The sequence below is a fragment of the Actinospineispora spinosispora DSM 44797 genome (assembly GCF_000429025.1).
Classification (GTDB): domain Bacteria; phylum Actinomycetota; class Actinomycetes; order Mycobacteriales; family Pseudonocardiaceae; genus Pseudonocardia; species Pseudonocardia spinosispora.
The window spans coordinates 219,458-235,779 of record NZ_KE386836.1 but is presented as its reverse complement, the minus strand read 5'-3'; the positions used below and the strand labels follow the sequence as shown (position 1 = coordinate 235,779).

Sequence of the window (16,322 nt, the reverse complement as noted above, 5' to 3'; positions counted from 1 at the left end):
GCTGCTATGGCAGCCGAAATCACTCACGGGAGGTTCAGACACGTTTGCGGTCGAAGTCGGCTCGTTTCCCGGTTCCGTAGCGGCGCAGTGCGCCGTTCGGGCCGGAGGCGTTGGGTCGGACGAAAATCCAGTTCTGCCAGGCGGTGAGCCGGGAGAAGATCCGCGACTCCATGGTCTCCGGGCCGACGAACCGGTGGTTGGCCTCCATGCCGGTCAGCGCGTCCGGCGACAGCGAGGCGCGCTCCTCCAGCATGATCCGGACCTCGTCCTCCCAGTCGATGTCGTCGGGAGCATCGGTGACCAGACCCATGTCCAGTGCCTCGACGGCGAGGATCCGCCGGGAGGTCTCCTGGCGCAGCTTCGCGGTGTAGTCGTCGTCGCCGTAGAAACGGGAGCCGAGCCGGGACAGCCCGTTGGACATCGGGAAGGTGCCGAAGTTCGACGCGGACAGCACCAGCTGCGCCTCGTCACCCTGTTCGCTGTTCTCGTCGTCCAGGGTGCCGTCGAGCATGTACTGACGGTCGCAGGCCAGCGCCAGCTCCAGCAGCGCACCGGCGAAGCAGGAGCCTGGCTCGATGAGCGCGATGAGCGACCGGGACGTCACGTCGAGCCGCTTGAGCACCCGCTTGAAGTAGTGCCGGATCTCGTTGACCAGCCAGTCCTCGCCGGAGTACTGCTCGATGACCCGCTCGAACGCCAGCGCGTCCTCGACGTCACCCTTCGTGCGAATGATCCAGGTGCCCAGCTCCAGCTCGTTGGCCCGCAGCCACAGGATCAGGTCGTCCAGCTCGCGGGTCATGGCCAGCGGCCAGAAGTCGGCGCCCAGCTCGTGCACGCGTTCGACGGTGTCCGGGACGTCACCGTCCGGCCCGAGCACGGTGATCTCCACCTGGCGCTGCTCACGGTCCAGCGTGGCGCGCACGTGCCGGTAGCGGATCTCGGTGTCGGACCGCTGCGGCTCCAGGTCCGGTAGCTCGACACCCCGCGCGTCGGTCGGGCGTTTCGAACCGGCGGCGGCCTCGGCGGCGCGCTGCGCGATGGTCTCGTCCCAGCTGCGCTTCGGGATGACCTCGTCGACGAACTTCCACTCGACGGCCTGCTTGCCGCGCACCCCCTCGGACTTCGTGGCGAACACGTCCGCCCGGTCCTTACGCACCCGCCGCTTGTCGGTGACCCTGGTCAGGCCGCCGGTGCCGGGCAGCACGCCGAGCAGCGGAACCTCGGGCAGTGACACCGAGGACGAGTTGTCGTCGATCAGCAGGATCTTGTCGCAGGCCAGCGCCAGCTCGTAGCCACCGCCGGCGGCCGTTCCGTTGACCGCGGCGAGGTAGGTCTGCCCCGAGTTGGCCGTCGCGTCCTCGATGCCGTTGCGCGTCTCGTTGGTGAACTTGCAGAAGTTCACCTTCCACGGATGGCTGGACTGCGCCAGCATCCGGATGTTCGCGCCGGCGCAGAAGTTACGGTCCTTCGCACTGGTCACCACCACGGCACGAACCTCGGGGTGTTCGAAGCGCAGCCGCTGCGTCGCGTCGTACAGCTCGATGTCGACACCGAGGTCGTAGGAGTTCATCTTCAGCTCGTAGCCGGGGACGAGGCCGCCGTCCTCCGCGACGTCGAGCCGCAGGTAGGCGACCTCTCCGTCGACGTCGAGCTTCCAGTGTCGATACCGGTCGGGCCGGGTACGGAAGTCGACCACGGGTTCGGTCGTGGGCTCGGTGGGCGGCTCTGTTGGCGGCATTGCCTCGTTCGCCTCCTGGGTGGTGGGAGTCTGCTCGAAACTCTACAGAACTTTGGTCATCCGTCAAGTATGTGTAGAAACTAAAAAATGTGCGACACTTGTTCAAGTAGTTTGGAGTTCACGACCTGGAGGTACCTGTGCCCTGGCTGTTGCTGATCGGCGCGATCGTCTGCGAGGTGTTCGCCACGGTGAACCTGCGGCTGTCCGACGGCTTCTCGAAACTGGTCCCGTCGATCTTCGTGGTGGTCGGCTACCTGGTGTCGTTCTGGCTGTTCAGCCTGGTGCTGGCGCGCGGGATGGCGCTCGGCGTCGCGTACGGGGTGTGGGCGGCGTGCGGGCTGGCGCTGGTTGCGATGATCGGTGCGCTGTTCCTCGGTGACTCGCTGACCTGGGTGCAGGTGGCCGGCATCGGGGCACTGATCGTCGGTGTCGTCGCGCTGGAGATGGGAGGGGCGCCCTCGGCATGACCGACGGACGCTTACTGCGCGGCCAGGCCCGCCGCGCACAGTTACTGGAGGCCGCCGTGCGGGTCGCCGAACGCGACGGCGTCGCCGCGCTGACCCACCGCGCCGTCGGCAAGGAGGCCGGCGTCGCGGCCACGGCGGGTACCTACTACTTCCCGACGATGAACGACCTGCTGGCCGCCGTGCTCACCGCGTGCACCGAGGAGTTCGCCGCGTCCGCGCGCACCGGGCTGTGCAGCATCGACGAGCTGGCCGTATGCCTGGCCCACTACCTGAGCGCCGACGAGCTGGGTAGGACGACGACGTCCTACGAGGCCTACCTGCTGGCCGCGCGACGCCCCGAGCTGCGCCCAGCGGTGAAACTCTGGCTGACCACCCTGGAGGAGGTGCTGCGAACCTGGACCAGCGACGACACCGCGATCGCCGCCGCGCTGGCCGCCTGCGACGGCCTGCTCCTGCAGGGCCTGATCACCGAGCACCCTCCCACCGCCGACCAGTTCGCGGCCGTCCTGCACCTCATTCTCGACTGACCCCATGATCATCACCGTCTGAGGGCTGTTTCCGGCGCGAAAATCAGCCCTGAGGCGGTGGTGATCATGGGGTCAGGCGGTCAGGCCGGGGATGTCTACGTAGGTGTGGTCGGGGTTCTTCGGGTGGACGTAGACCTTGACCCTGCGGCGGGTGTACAGGACCAGCGCGGGGTTGCGCAGGAGGCGGCGGCTGCGCGCGGTGTGGGTGCTGCCGTCGATGTCGCGCCAGGTCGCGTGCACGAAGTAGGTGGGCCGGTTGTTGTGGGTGACGTGGGTGTCCGGTTCGACCTTCGTGACCTCGGCCCAGATCTCCCGGCCGTTCTCCCGCAGCCACGCCGTCCGCCGGGTCATGGTCCGGTCGACCACGTAGAGCGCCGCCGCCGCGACGAGGAACACCGCACCGAGACAGCCGGCGGCGATCGCCGGTCCGGAGCCGCGCAGGACGACCGCCCCGACGACCAGCACCACACCCGCGACGACGCACACGGCGCTGCTGATCCGTAACTTGCGTCCAATCGGCACGTCTGTCCCCTTGGGTCGTGGATAAGAACATGTCGCCCGGAGCGGAGAGTTCATTACTTGTTACACCAGGTAGTCACCGAACCGTATCTGTCAGCAGCTCGGCGATCGACTCGGTGACCGGTATGTCGGTCGCCGACTCGAGACGGCCGTAGCGGGCGCCGGTGGTCGAACGCAGGAACACGTGCTGGCCGGCGGTCGTCGCGGCGAGGTCGACGACCAGGTACGGCAGGGCCAGCCGAGCCTGGTAACGACGCAGCGCCGCGCCGACGTCGACCGGGAGAACCATCGGATCGAACCGCCGACCGGGCCGCAGCGCCACCGGAAAAAGCCGTCCCGCCACCATGATCACCCGAATGATGTGGTCGGTCTCGACGCGTTCGGAGAACAGGTGCGCGGTCAGCGCCACATCGGCCAGCTCGTCGAGGTTCCCGGTGTAGTCCAGCGACCGACCGAAGGAACGCCCCCGCACACCGCGCTCGCCGCTGCGCGCGAAATCGTGCACCGACAACGGATCGTTGGTCACCAGCGTGCGCGGCACGACCAGACCGCAGTACGCCGCGACGGCGAGCTGACGCGGCGGATAGTCGGCGTCCCGGGCCCGGTCCGGGTCGTTCGCCCACAGCACCCCGGTGTCGGCGAGGCAGGCGAGCAGACCACCGAGACCGAGGCGGGCCTGGTCGAACGCCTGCGCGCGCCGCCCGACGGACAGCTCCGAGGCGAACCCGAAACTGCCCGGATCCCGGCACCACACCGCCCGCACCGCATCCAGCCGCACAGCACGGTGCCGGGTGGTCAGCACCCCGTCCCAACGCCCCCGGACGAGCCGGGCCGCGACGCTGAGCTCGGACGGAAACCAGCGCAGATCAGCCCGGAACACCTCCGAATCGCGCCGCTGCAGCGCCCGGACGAGACGATCCGCCGACGCATCGCGTTCCCTGGCCAGGACCAGGACGGTCACTCATCCACCCACTCGACGCCCAGCAGATCCAGCATCGGACAGCCGTGCGGGTCGACGGCCAGCTGCAGCTCGTGCGAATAGCTCCACCGCGTCGCCGGCTGCTCGCGGCACGGTTCGTGATAGACGATGGTCTCAGTCATGGCGGAGACTGTAACCAGTAATTACTGGTTGAGAATAGTGTCCTCTTGTGATCAAATATGCACATGGGGACTCCAGAGCCGGCGCCGCGTCGCGTCCAGAGACTGCAGCTCGGCATGCTGCTGCGCCGCCACCGCGCCGCGAGCGGCCGCAAGACCAAAGAGGTCCTCGACGCGCTGGACTGATACTCCTCGAAGCTGTCCAAACTCGAATCCGGCGGCGTCACGATCGCCGCCGCCGAACTGGACCGCCTGATCGACCTCTACGACGTCCCCGACGACGACGCCGCTCAGCTGCGAGAACTCGGCCGCGAGGCTCGCCGCAAGGGGGCCCTGCAGCCGGTCCGAGAATATGCCCGCACCTACCTTGAGCTGGAGCGAACCGCCGCCACGATCAGCATCCACCGAGGCGAGCTGATCCATGGGGCACTCCAGACCGAGGCATACGCTCGGGCTTTGCTCGCCTCCGGGCCCTCAGACTTCTCTCCAGCTGAGATCGATCAGATGGCCGTTGACAGAGCGCGTCGGATCGATCGATTCACCGGCGATCGGGCCAACATGTGGGTGGTGCTCGGCGAAGCCGCATTGCACCGACCAGTTGGCGGCCGGGAGGCCCACCTCGAGCAGATCGGACACCTGCTTCAGGTAGCTGAGTTTCCGCAGGTCACGCTGCAGATATTGCCGTTCAGCTCCGGTGCGTACGGAGCACTCGGCAGAGACTTCACAATCCTCGACCTGGTCGATCCCCAACTCACCGTGGTCTACGTGGAAGCGTTCACCGACGCGCTCTATCGAGATGCCGCCGAGGACATCGAGCGGTATAGAGTCGCCTTTACCAAGGCGCAGGTGGCCGCAGCCTCGGAGCGAGAGTCCCTCCGCATCTTGGAGGCGCGGCTGCGCGACATCGGCTAGATCACTGGAGGTGTCCGATGATCCGCTGGCACAAGAGCAGCTACAGCAACGGCGGCTCCGAGGACTGCGTCGAGGTTGCCGAGACACCTGAAACCTGCCTGGTGCGCGACACCAAGCAGCGCGGCGCGGGCCCGATCCTGACCTTCGCCACCCCGGCCTGGACCGACTTCTTGCGGTCGCTCAAGCGCGATATATAACGAATATCCCGGATCCGCTCACCCGCGCAGGAGCATCCCGCTACCGTTTCGGGCTATGGCCTCCACGGTGATCGCGGGCATGACGGTGACCCCCGAGAACGTCTTGCAACTCCACAACGTCTTTCAGTCCGAAGTCGCTGCGCTCAGAAGCAAGACGGTTTTCACGCTGAACTTCAAGGTAGGGAAAGCTGCCGAGGATCCCGTATCACCACGTGCCGCCGATGGTTTCAACACCAAGATCGATTCCTACAAGCGGCGGGTCCAGGACTATGTGGACGAGCTGGATGCCACCGCCCGAGCGCTGGCTGACGCAGCGAAGCGCTACGGCCACAGTGAAGAAGAGATAGTGGCATCGTTCCGAAAGTTCAGTCCCGGCTATCAGCAGCGCAACGGGCTCGCTGGCTCGGTGCAGCGGTGATCCGGAAACGTGTGCGGTGGCTGCCCGGTGCTTTGGTCGCACTGACAGTCGGCCTGGCTGGCTGTGGTTCGGGCCCAGCCGAGACCAGCACGCCTGCGCCTCCGCCCACATCACCTCCGGCATCCACCCGGCCACCACTGCCACCACGCCCGGCGGAGTTGCGACTGGACAACGTTGATCCGTGCAGCCTCCTCAACCCTGCTCAGGAGGATCAACTCCTCCTAGGCCCCGCCATGCGCAATCCTGATCCCGAGGAATTCGGCGCTACAAGCTGCGCATGGGTTAACGGTGTTGGGCCGAGCAACACGTGGAGCATCCGGACAATCCCCGGGCAGGGAACCGAGTACTACCTCGGCGCCAGCACCGGCTACGAGATGATCAAAGTCGGTGGCTTCACCGCGCTGCAGTCCGCTCCGGACAACGCTCCGAGGCCTGACAGGGCCTGCATCATCCATATCGATGTTGCGGCCGGCCAGAGTCTCGCCGTCACCTACGACAACCTGCCTGGCGACCTTCCGGGGATCAACCAGCAGGTGGCCTGTCAGCAGGCGGCCAAAGTCGGCGAGATGGCTGTCGCCAACCTTCGCAAGCTCGCTCACTGATCGATTCGGGGGGACACGGTGGCTTCATTCGGCGCGGACAAGTGCACCGGCAACGAGACGTTCGGTCTGCGGGAGCTCTACACGCAGCTGCACACCGGGCCGGGGGTCACGGTGGTCACTCCGGCTTCGGACGGGTTGAAGAAGTTCGCTCCGTTGCTGAGTGGTGCGGGGGAACGCATCCAGCGGGAGATCAGCTCGACGGGGCAGACCTGGCAGGGGCAGGCGGCTGAGTCGGCGGCGGCGGCGATGACGCAGCTCGGTGCGTGGGCGAACAAGGGGTCGCAGGCCGGTTCGGTGGGTGGGGGCCAGGTCCAGGCGTATGCGGACTCGTTCGTGAACCTGAAGAACGCGGTGGCCGCGCCGGTGCCGGTGCCTCCGTTGACCGATCTGGACCAGGTGCGTGAGTTCTTCGGGATGTCCACCGATCACTCGGTCGCGATCAAGCGGAACCAGGATGCGGCGGCGGCCGCGATCGCCGCGCTCCGTCATCACGAGTCGACGACCACGGGTGCGATCAACGCGTTCGCCGATCCGGGGGACGTCCCGCAGGTCACCAATAGTGCGACTGCCTCGCTCACCGGTTCGCCGGGTGGTGCCGGGCAGCCGCCGTCGGGTGGCGGCGCTTCGATGCCGCCCGGTGGCGGTGGTGGTGCGGAGCCGTCTGCCGGCGGGGGCCCGGCCGGCGCCGGTGGCGGTGGCGCCGGTGACAGCGGCGGCGGGTCGAAGGGCGGCGGCATGCCCGTTCCGCCCGGTCACACGGGGATCAGCTCCTCCACGCCGCCGCCTCCGTCTCCGCTGATCCCGCCGGTGGGTTCCGGCGGTGCGGTCCCGCACAGCGGTACCGCGCCGGGCGGCGGTCCCGGCGGTATCACCGCCCCGGCCGGCGGCTACACCCCTGCTCACCGGCCCGCTCCAGTGCGGCCCGGCTACCGGTCCGGGGCGCCGGCCGTGCGCCCGCTCGCCGCACGTGGCGAGGAGATGCTGGGTCAGCGTCCCGGCTATGGCGCCGGTGTCGCGGAACCGGCCGGTTCCGGCGCGTCAGGTCGTCCGGCCGGTCCGGGGGCGATGCCGATGGGTGGGCCGGGCGGCGCCGGGGTGCGCGGTGAGGGCAGGGAGCACCGCAACAACACGTTCATCCCGGACGACTCACCGTTCAAGATTCCCGACGAGGAGCTCGACTACGTGCCCGCCGTCATCGACGCCGAGTACCTGCTCCGATTCCAGCGAGGTTGCTGATGGACATCAACTGGCCGGCCGCGGTCCAGCTCGAACCCGTCGAGTTCCTTGCCTGCTGGGAAGCCCTCACCCTGGGCGAGCCGCCGTTCCTGCTGCGGATGCGGCACCCGGACGGGACCGTGGACCAGATCGAGGAGACCCGCCGCCAGTTCACCGAGGCGATCGCCGGGCTCGCCGAGCGCGGGCTGTCCGACGGGGTACACCCTGGTCAGCGTCTCGCGCAGCTGCTCGGTGTGCTGTCGCGGTCGGACTATCAGATCGACATCCGGTTCACCGGCCCGTACGGGCGGCCGGTGCTCGGGCTCGGTGGGATCGCCGGCGGCGACGGGGTCATCGCGGTCAGCAACGACGGCCTCGGGCCGATCACCCTGCTCGAGATGGACTCCTCCCGGGTCGCGGCGAGCCTGCTGAGCCTGCCCGGCCCGATGACGCCGGGGGTGGGGCCGCAGGTGAACATCCCGGTGGACCTTCTCGACAAGGCCATCGCGGCGACGACCGACAACAGTTTCTGGACGCTCGCCGACCGGCTGCGCGAGCTCGGGGTGCCCGCCCAGGACGCCAACGCGCTCGCCCGGATGAGCAGCGCGACCACGTTCGGCGGCCAGCTCGGCGCCACCGCGCGGTTCGGTGCGCCGGAGCGGCGCGGGCCGTGGGTGATCGCCTTCCACAGCGCGGGCGAGGGCTACTTCATGATGTTGCGCCGGGGTACCACGGTCACGATGGGTCCCACCGACGCCAACCGGCTGCTGCTGCAGTGGCGGGAGCTGGTCGAGAACCTTCAGTGATCACCGCCACGCCGGTGGCCGGTATCCGGGAGCGCGCGTAGCCTTCATGTAGTTGAGAGTTCATCGAACCTGGAGGCACCGTGCTCACCCGTCCGCTACCCGGCCCGATCAACGACATCGCGCTGCTCGTCGCCCGCGTCGTCCTGGGCGTCGTCCTGATCGCGCACGGCTGGCAGAAGCTGGTCACCAACGGTTTCGCCGCGACCACCGCGGGCTTCACCAAGATGGGCATCCCGGCGCCGCCGGTGTCCGCCGCGTACGCCTCCGTCGTCGAGCTGGGCGGCGGCATCCTGATCGTCCTCGGCGCACTGACCACGCTCGTCGGCGTGCTCGTGGTGCTCGACATGCTGGGCGCGATCGCGCTGGTGCACGGCGGCAACGGCGTGTTCGTCGGGTCCGGCGGCTGGGAGCTGGTCGGGGTCATCGCGGTCGGCGGACTGCTGCTCGCCGCTGCCGGCGCCGGGAAGTTCAGCGTCGACCACGCACTGAACAGCAGGCGCACCCCGGTCGCGGCCTGAAGACGCCCCTTCTGGGGTGGGCGTACACCCCCAAAGGGAGAGCTCTTCGGCCCTAGTCTCCGTGTGATGACCACCACACAGCAGTCTGCCGCCCTGATCCCCGACGACGTCGCCAGGGCGGCGGTCCTGCCGGAGTCCTACACGGATGAGAAGAACGTCACCTACCCGGCGTTCGCCTGGTTGCGCAAGAACAACCCGCTCGGCGTCGCGCAGCTCGACGGGTTCGACCCGATCCATCTGGTGACCAAGTTCGACGACCTCATCTCGATCGAACGTCGCCCGGAGATCTTCGCCAACGCGCCGAAGAACCCGATCCTGAACAGCCAGGCCGACGACGCGTTCATCCGGTCACTGACCGGCGGGTCGATCCGCAGCATCGACGTCGTCACCTACATGGACCCGCCCGAGCACACGACGATCCGCCGGCTGATCAACCCGTGGTTCCGGCCGGGCAACGTCAAGCAGTTCGCCGAGCAGGTCAGAGGTCTGGCGAAACGTGAGGTGGACCGGCTCTTCGACTACGACGGCGAGTGCGACTTCGCCAAGGACTTCGGGCTGCTCTACCCGCTGCGGGTGATCATGACACTGTTCGGGCTGCCGCCGGAGGACGAGCCCAAGGTCATGAAGCTGACCCAGGAGTTCTTCGGCACGAACGACCCCGAGGAGCAGCGCGCCGAGGTCGCGATGACCCCGGACGCGGCGGCCCGGATGTGGACAGCGGCGGTCGCCGACTTCAACGCCTACTTCCACCAGCACACCATGGACCGTCGGGCCAACCCGACCGACGACCTGCTGTCCATCATCGCCAACAGCAAGATCGACGGCGAGTTCATCGACGAGCGCTACGCCAACGGTGAGTACATCGCGATCGCCACGGCGGGCCACGACACCACGTCGGCGACGCTGGTCGGCGCGATGCTCGCGTTGATCGAGAACCCGGACCAGCTGCGGCTCGTCCAGAACGACATGTCGCTGGTGGACCGGCTGGTCGAGGAGTCGATCCGGTACGTCTCGCCGGTCAAGCACTTCATGCGCACCGCGGTACAGGACGCCGAGGTGCGCGGCCAGACGGTCCACGAGGGTGACCGGTTCATGCTGTGCTTCCCCTCGGCAAACCGCGACGAGGAGAAATTCGGGCCCGACTCGCACGATTTCGATGTGACCGTCGACCGGGGCAAGCACGCCGGTTTCGGATTCGGGCCGCACCAGTGCCAGGGCATGATGATCGCGCGGCTCGAACTGAAGATCCTGTTCGAGGAGCTACTGCCCCGGCTCGGTTCGGTCGAGCTGAACGGGACGCCCCGGTACACGCAGACGAACTTCGTCGGCGGACTCAAGAGCCTGCCGATCCGTTTCCGGCACGCCTGACCCGATTCAGGATCCTTTTCTCTTCCACGAACGAGTGATCCCCGGCTAACGTCAGCTGCCTCTGTCGTCTTCAAGCAGTCCCTGTGCTGACTCAAAGAGGAGATCGCCATGGCGTTGCCGCCACCTGACTCCGACGCGCTCGCCGGCGTCGCCGAAGAACTCGACCTCGGACTGACCGACGCGGACATCAAGTCCTTCCAGCCGTACGTGCAGGGCCTCCTCGAGTCGTGGGACGTCGTCGAGGAGCTCTACGCGCAGACCGCTCCCCGCGCTCCCGAACGCAAGTGGACCCGGCCCGAGGGCGAGGCCAACCCGTTCAACGCCTGGTACGTGACCACCCAGGTCACCGGCACGGCGGACGGGCCACTGGCCGGGCGCACCATCGCGGTCAAGGACAACACCGCCGTCGCGGGCGTCCCGATGATGAACGGGTCGGCGACCGTCGAGGGGTTCATCCCGGCCGAGGACGCGACGGTCGTCGGGCGGGTGCTGGCGGCCGGTGCGACCGTCGCCGGCAAGGCCGTGTGTGAGGACCTGTGCTTCTCCGGCGGTTCGCACACCTCGCGCACCGGTCCGGTGCGCAACCCGTGGGACGAGACGCGGTCCACCGGCGGCTCGTCGAGCGGGTGCGCGGCGCTCGTCGCGAGCGGACTCGTCGACCTGGCGATCGGCGGTGACCAGGGCGGATCGGTGCGCATGCCGGCGTCGTTCACCGGCATCGTCGGGCACAAGCCGACGCACGGGCTCGTGCCGTACACCGGGGCGTTCCCGATCGAGCAGACGATCGACCACCTCGGGCCGATGGGGCGCACGGTCACCGACGTCGCCACCCTGCTCGCCGTGCTGTCCGGCGCGGACGGCCTCGACCCCCGGCAGCCCACCGGGCTGGCCGGGCTCGACGTCGACGAGCTGCTCGCCACCGTGACCGGCTCGGCGCACGGGCTGCGGGTCGGCGTGGTCACCGAAGGTTTCGGGCGGCCCAACTCCGACCCGGGCGTCGACTCGACGGTGCGCACGGCCGTCGAGACGCTGCGCGAGGCCGGGCTGAGCGCCGACGAGGTGTCCATTCCGTGGCACCTGCACGGCGCGCGGATCTGGGACGTCATCGGCGTCGAGGGCACGTTCGCGCAGATGATCGAGAGCAACGGCTACGGGCTGAACTGGAAGGGGCGCTACGACCCCGAGCTGATCGGGCACTACGGCGAGCAGTGGCGGTCCGCGCCGAACCGGTTCTCCGAGACCGTGCAGCTGCTCATGCTGGCGGCCGGTTACTCGCGGGGCAAGGCGCACAACCGGCACTACGCGATGGCGCAGAACCTGGCGGTCACCCTGGCGAAGGCCTACGACGATGCGCTGGCGATGTTCGACGTGCTGGTCATGCCGACGACGCCGATCTCCGCGAGCGTCATCCCAGGGCCCGACGCGGCGCGCGAGGAGATCATCGAGCGTGCGTTGGAGATGGTGGGCAACACCTGTCCGTTCGATGTGACCGGCCATCCGGCGTGTTCTGTGCCGGCAGGGCTGTCGGACGGCCGTCCGGTTGGCATGATGATTGTCGGCAAGCAATTCGACGACGCCACGGTTCTTCGGGTGGCGCACGCGTTCGAGCGGGCCGTCAACGGGTTCCCCGCTCCGCCGGGGGTGTAGCTGCAGAGGAGCTGCCGGTGTCCGGGCCTTCGTCATTTACCGCTGTCGTGGTGCGTTCGGTGGACGCCGAGATGCTCACCAACCCGACGGCCAGCATCCAGCTGCTCGCCGACAGCCCGGACACCGGCGGCGCGCTGAGCACCCAGCGGGTGACGCTCGGCGTCGGGGCGGACGGCGCGGTTCCGCACACGCACGAGCTGTCCGCCGAGATGTTCTACGTGCTGTCCGGTTCGGTGGACGTGCTGGTGGGCGACCAGGTGCGCACCGCGACCCAGGGTGACCTGGTCGTGGTGCCGCCCGGCATGGCGCACGCGTTCGGCGCCACGCCAGGGCAGACCGCGGAGATCCTGATCGTGATCACGCCCGGGGTGGAGCGGTTCGAGTACTTCCGTCACCTGGGCCGGATCGCCCGGGGCGAGTCGACGGCGGAGAGCCTGCTCGACGACCAGGAGCGCTACGACACGTACTTCCTGATGAGTCCCCCCTGGAAGGCCGCCCGCACCTCCTGAGTGCTGAGCCGCAGGTAAGAACCCGTGAGTGGCGAGTGGTCCCCTGGGACCACTCGCCACTCACGGGTCTTAACCTGCGGCTAGGCGCCCTCAGCACTCACGAGGTTTCGCCGGAAGGCCGCGAGGTTCTCGGTCGCCCAGGTGCGGAACGTGCGGCCGGGGATGCCGGTGATGCGCTCGGCGGCGTCGGTGGTGCTCGCCGGGCCGTCGAGGGACGCGGCCCAGTAGCCCAGCAGCGACTCGGCCGCCGGAGCCGGCATGTAGCGGGACAGCTGCGCCAGGCCCTGCTCGTGGGTCAGCTCGGTGATCTCGATCCGTCTGCCGAGCAGGTCGCCGAGGATGGCCAGCTGCTCGCGGAAGCTCAGCGACTCCGGGCCGACCAGGGTGATCGCCTGACCGTCCAGCTTGTCGGTGGTGATCGCCAGCTCGGCGACGTCGACGATGTCCTCGGCGTGGATCGGTGCGATCCGGGCGTCCGGGTAGGCCTGCTCGACCGGGCGCCCCGTCCGGATCGGCTCGCACCAGCCCAGCGCGTTGCTGTCGAAGGCACCGGGTCGCAGCAGGGTGGTGCGGACGTTCGCCGCGAGCACCGCCTGCTCGACGAGCAGGTGGTGGTGGGCCAGCGCGTCGGTGCCGGACTCAGCCACGGCGGCCGAGGACAGCAGGACGATCTGTTCGACACCCTCGGACTCGGCGGCGTGCAGCAGCTCGGTGATACCGGCGGGTTCCGCGTACAGGAACACACCGCGGACGCCGGCCAGCGCGGGCGCGAACGTCTCGGGCCGCGACAGGTCCAGCTCGACGGCCGGGACGCCGAGCTGTTCCGGGACGCGGCTGGCGGCACGCACCTCGTGGCCGTGCAGCCGGCGCAGCAGGCCCGCACCGACGGCGCCTCGGGCACCGGTGATCAGGATGGTCATGGTCTACCTCCGGGAAGGGTGGTGGGGAAGAGAAGAGCGAGGCCGGCGCCGAGCAGCGCCAGCGCGGCGGCGACGAGGCAGCTGAGCACCATCGCGCCCTGGGCGTACACCGTGATGAGCAGCGCGACGCCGAACGCGGACGCGAGCTGCACGACCGCCGACAGCGAGCCGGAGGCGCTGCCCAGCTCGCGGTCGCCGACCGAGCCGAGGATCACCGTGTACAGCGGTCCGAACACCGAACCCATGCCGAGCCCGATGAGCAGGCACGGGCCCAGCAGCGCGAGCGCGCCGGTGCGGTGGTCGACCACGGCGGCCAGCAGCACGGCACCGGCCGAGACGGCCACCGCGCCGCCGAGGATCAGCCGTCGCCCGGCGAACCTCCTGCCGAGGATGGAGGCCACCGCGACACCGACCGAGATCGGCAGACCGATCAGCCCCGCCCGCAACGGCGAGTAGTGCAGCACGGTCTGCAGGAACAGCGGCAGGACCAGCAGCAGACCACCGACCACCGCGAAGAACGCGACCCCGAAACCCAGCCCGGCGGTGTAGGCACGGTTGGCGAACAGGGTGGGCACGATGATCGGGTGCGCCGCCCGGCGTTGCCGGTGCCAGAACCCGACGAACGTCGCGGCGGCAGCGCCGAGGGTGAGCACACTCCAGGCCGGCCAGCCGGCGCGCGGGCCCTGGATCAGCGGAAAGATCGTGAGCAACGACGCGAGAGCGAGCAGTGCGGCGCCGATCGGATCGACGTGCACCGTCGGGTCCGGGCGGTCCCCGGGGAGCCAGCGCAGACCCGCGGCAACCGTGGCCACGCCGATCGGCAGGTTGATCAGGAAGATCATCCGCCAGCCGGAACCGAACAGGTCGAGGTCGATCAGCAGGCCGGCGAGCAGCGGTCCGCACACCGAGGCGATCGCCATGACCGGTGCGAACGCCGCGAACGCCCGCCCGGTGCGGTCCGGCGGGAACGCCGCCTTGAGCAGACCGAGCCCCTGCGGGATGAGCAACGCGCCGAACGCGCCCTGCAGCGCCCTGGTCAGGATCAGCACCGTCGCGGTCGGCGCGAGGCCGCAGCCCAGCGATGCCACCGTGAACCCGGTCGCGCCGAGCAGGAACAGCCGGCGCCGACCCCAGCGGTCGCCGAGCCGGCCGCCGATCACCAGCAGCACCCCGAAGGCCAGCGTGTAACCGGCCGACGACCAGGCGACCACCGCGACCCCACCGCCCAGCTCAGCGCTGATCGAAGGTGCGGCGACGTTGACGACCGTGCTGTCCAGCAGGTCCATCACCGATGCCGCGAGCACGACGGCGAGCACCCACCAGTGTCTGGTCTCTCCTTTCGGTTCTGAACGACGTTTGTCACGAACAGTGTTCATAACGAACAGTGTACGTTACGAACGGCGTCTGCGTCGAACCGATAGGGTCGGCGACATGTCGACCCCGCGAGACAGCGAGCCGGTGAGTCGCCGGTCCCGGCCGGCGAAACCGCCGCTGACCAGGACCGGAATCGTCGAGGCCGCGATCGGGATACTCGACACCGACGGCCTCGACCGCCTGACCATGCGCAAGCTCGCCACCGCGCTGGATACGGCGGCGGGCTCGCTGTACGTCTACTTCGCCAACCGTGACGAACTGCTCGCCGACGTGTACGACCACGTCCTCGGCGAGCTGCGCCTACCGGACCTGGACGCCCCGACCGCCGAGTGGGACACCGAGCTGATCGACCTGCTACTGCACGCGATCACCGTGATCGGCGAGCACGGCGGCATCGCGGACGCCGCACTCGGCGCGATCCCGACCGGGCCGAACTCCCTGGCCTTCACCGAGGTGCTGCTCGGGCTGCTGGCCAGAGGCGGCGTCGACGACCAGGCGGCGGCCTGGGCGGTCGACCAGCTGTCCCTGTACGTCAACGCGGCCGCCTTGGAACACTCCGCCCACCTGCGGCGCGGTGACCAGGAGGAGTCGGTGATCGCCGGTCTGCGCGCGACCTTCGCCGAGCTGCCCGCCCAGCGCTACCCGCACACCCACCGCCTGCGCGACGCCCTGGTCACGGGCGACGGCGACGAACGAGCCCGCTGGCTCCTCACCACTCTCCTGAAAGGCCTAACCTCCCCTCGTGAGTGATGAGGCCGTCTACCGCGAAGCGGCGCGAAGCGTAGCCGGTCTACGCACTCACGACACGCTTTTCGTCGTGAGTGCGTAGACCGGCTATAGGCGGCCTCAGCACTCACGAGGGACCCCGAGGCTGTGCACTCTCCCTACGCGCAACCCCGTACCCGGCTCCAAGGCATCTCGGCTTCGCCGTCGACTCGTGAGTGGCAAGGGCGCCTATAGGCGCCCGGATCACTCACGACGAAAAGCGTGTCGTGAGTGCTCCGAGCGCCTACGCTTCGCGCCGCTTCGCGGTAGACACCCTTGCCACTCACGATGGGCCACTCACGTGGGTCGGGGGTCTGTCCAGACTGTGGCGGGTCTTGGGGCTGGGGTCGGGGTTTCGCCGAGCAGGGCCAGCAGCTCGCGGTGGCTACCGCCGGACAGGCGGGCCACCTGCGCCTGGGTCAGGCCCGCTGCCCTGAGCTGTCGTGCGGCCGCGGCGAGCAGCTGCCGATGTCCGTCGAGGGCTTCGCGCAGCTGGTGGATCTCGTCGGTGCTCGACTCCAGCCGTCCCAACGCTCGCAGGACACCCCGCGGATCGTCGAGCAGCACGCTCAACAGGCGGTCCTTGAGCCCGTCCGGGTCGTCGTAGTGGGTGTCGCGCCGGACCGGGAGCGGTTCGGTCATCGGTGCGTGCCGCGCCTCGGGTTCCCGCTCGTGCCCGAACTCGGCGCGGAAGTCCCGTTCGAAGTCGCGCACGAACTCGC

20 protein-coding genes are annotated in these 16,322 nt (G+C 68.9%); 13 read left to right on the top strand and 7 right to left on the bottom strand.

The genetic code is table 11. The features are described 5' to 3' along the window. Positions 1-34: 34 nt before the first annotated feature. Positions 35-1,738: a 2,3-epoxybenzoyl-CoA dihydrolase gene (gene boxC, locus G406_RS0138190; RefSeq protein WP_084216685.1), complete on the bottom strand. Its 1,704-nt coding sequence runs from the start codon at positions 1,736-1,738 to the stop codon at positions 35-37. A 137-nt stretch (positions 1,739-1,875) separates the two neighbouring features. On the opposite strand from boxC, the gene G406_RS0138185 reads away from it, so the two are divergent. Both G406_RS0138185 and G406_RS0138180 read left to right on the top strand, forming a co-directional pair. Further along, entirely contained in the window at positions 1,876-2,205 is a 330-nt protein-coding gene (locus G406_RS0138185; RefSeq protein ID WP_028937939.1) for a DMT family transporter, read from the top strand. After that, the gene (locus G406_RS0138180) at positions 2,202-2,732 is read left to right on the top strand and encodes a TetR/AcrR family transcriptional regulator (RefSeq protein WP_028937938.1); all 531 of its coding nucleotides are present in this window, start codon (positions 2,202-2,204) and stop codon (positions 2,730-2,732) included. The genes G406_RS0138185 and G406_RS0138180 overlap by 4 nt, the downstream gene beginning before the upstream one ends. Before the next feature lie 72 nt (positions 2,733-2,804). Here G406_RS0138180 and G406_RS0138175 read toward each other — a convergent pair whose 3' ends face one another. The 4 genes from G406_RS0138175 to G406_RS0138160 form a co-directional block, all read right to left on the bottom strand. Next, positions 2,805-3,254, bottom strand: a complete 450-nt coding sequence (locus G406_RS0138175) for a DUF3592 domain-containing protein (RefSeq protein WP_169736867.1) — start codon at positions 3,252-3,254, stop codon at positions 2,805-2,807. A 73-nt stretch (positions 3,255-3,327) separates the two neighbouring features. Continuing rightward, the gene (locus G406_RS0138170; RefSeq protein WP_028937936.1) at positions 3,328-4,212 is read right to left on the bottom strand and encodes an ATP-grasp domain-containing protein; all 885 of its coding nucleotides are present in this window, start codon (positions 4,210-4,212) and stop codon (positions 3,328-3,330) included. After that, positions 4,209-4,352, bottom strand: a complete 144-nt coding sequence (locus tag G406_RS57530; protein WP_156935368.1) for a hypothetical protein — start codon at positions 4,350-4,352, stop codon at positions 4,209-4,211. The genes G406_RS0138170 and G406_RS57530 overlap by 4 nt, the downstream gene beginning before the upstream one ends. A gap of 51 nt (positions 4,353-4,403) precedes the next feature. Continuing rightward, entirely contained in the window at positions 4,404-4,772 is a 369-nt protein-coding gene (locus G406_RS0138160) for a hypothetical protein (protein WP_028937935.1), read from the bottom strand. On the opposite strand from G406_RS0138160, the gene G406_RS0138155 reads away from it, so the two are divergent. From G406_RS0138155 to G406_RS0138110, 10 genes are all read left to right on the top strand, one after another. Next, positions 4,683-5,261, top strand: coding sequence for a DUF5753 domain-containing protein (locus tag G406_RS0138155; protein ID WP_342666271.1), 579 nt, complete (start codon positions 4,683-4,685; stop codon positions 5,259-5,261). The two genes, G406_RS0138160 and G406_RS0138155, sit on opposite strands and share 90 nt — an antisense overlap. A 17-nt stretch (positions 5,262-5,278) precedes the next feature. Beyond that, complete coding sequence (locus G406_RS0138150) at positions 5,279-5,458, top strand: DUF397 domain-containing protein (protein WP_028937933.1); 180 nt, start codon at positions 5,279-5,281, stop codon at positions 5,456-5,458. Positions 5,459-5,513: 55 nt separating this feature from the next. After that, positions 5,514-5,876: a PE domain-containing protein gene (locus tag G406_RS0138145; protein WP_028937932.1), complete on the top strand. Its 363-nt coding sequence runs from the start codon at positions 5,514-5,516 to the stop codon at positions 5,874-5,876. Next, positions 5,873-6,478: a DUF3558 family protein gene (locus G406_RS56340; RefSeq protein ID WP_169736866.1), complete on the top strand. Its 606-nt coding sequence runs from the start codon at positions 5,873-5,875 to the stop codon at positions 6,476-6,478. Before G406_RS0138145 ends, G406_RS56340 begins: the two co-directional genes overlap by 4 nt. 18 nt (positions 6,479-6,496) lie before the next feature. Next, entirely contained in the window at positions 6,497-7,714 is a 1,218-nt protein-coding gene (locus G406_RS0138135; RefSeq protein WP_028937930.1) for a PPE domain-containing protein, read from the top strand. After that, the gene (locus tag G406_RS0138130) at positions 7,714-8,499 is read left to right on the top strand and encodes an ESX secretion-associated protein EspG (RefSeq protein WP_028937929.1); all 786 of its coding nucleotides are present in this window, start codon (positions 7,714-7,716) and stop codon (positions 8,497-8,499) included. Before G406_RS0138135 ends, G406_RS0138130 begins: the two co-directional genes overlap by 1 nt. An 80-nt stretch (positions 8,500-8,579) precedes the next feature. After that, on the top strand, positions 8,580-9,017 hold the full coding sequence (locus G406_RS0138125) for a DoxX family protein (protein WP_028937928.1): 438 nt from the start codon (positions 8,580-8,582) through the stop codon (positions 9,015-9,017). 66 nt (positions 9,018-9,083) lie between these two features. After that, entirely contained in the window at positions 9,084-10,385 is a 1,302-nt protein-coding gene (locus G406_RS0138120; RefSeq protein ID WP_028937927.1) for a cytochrome P450, read from the top strand. Positions 10,386-10,493: 108 nt separating this feature from the next. Beyond that, on the top strand, positions 10,494-12,032 hold the full coding sequence (locus G406_RS0138115) for an amidase (protein ID WP_028937926.1): 1,539 nt from the start codon (positions 10,494-10,496) through the stop codon (positions 12,030-12,032). A gap of 17 nt (positions 12,033-12,049) precedes the next feature. Then, on the top strand, positions 12,050-12,541 hold the full coding sequence (locus tag G406_RS0138110; RefSeq protein WP_245607361.1) for a cupin domain-containing protein: 492 nt from the start codon (positions 12,050-12,052) through the stop codon (positions 12,539-12,541). Between the two features lie 80 nt (positions 12,542-12,621). On the opposite strand, the gene G406_RS0138105 is transcribed toward G406_RS0138110, so the two are convergent. Further along, positions 12,622-13,461 (bottom strand): SDR family oxidoreductase, encoded by an 840-nt coding sequence (locus G406_RS0138105; protein ID WP_028937924.1) that lies wholly within the window; start codon positions 13,459-13,461, stop codon positions 12,622-12,624. Continuing rightward, the gene (locus G406_RS52395) at positions 13,458-14,837 is read right to left on the bottom strand and encodes an MFS transporter (RefSeq protein ID WP_051343234.1); all 1,380 of its coding nucleotides are present in this window, start codon (positions 14,835-14,837) and stop codon (positions 13,458-13,460) included. Before G406_RS52395 ends, G406_RS0138105 begins: the two co-directional genes overlap by 4 nt. A gap of 55 nt (positions 14,838-14,892) precedes the next feature. On the opposite strand from G406_RS52395, the gene G406_RS0138095 reads away from it, so the two are divergent. Then, a complete protein-coding gene (locus tag G406_RS0138095) occupies positions 14,893-15,585 on the top strand; it encodes a TetR/AcrR family transcriptional regulator (RefSeq protein WP_028937923.1) in 693 nt (230 codons plus the stop codon). Positions 15,586-16,322 lie beyond the last annotated feature (737 nt).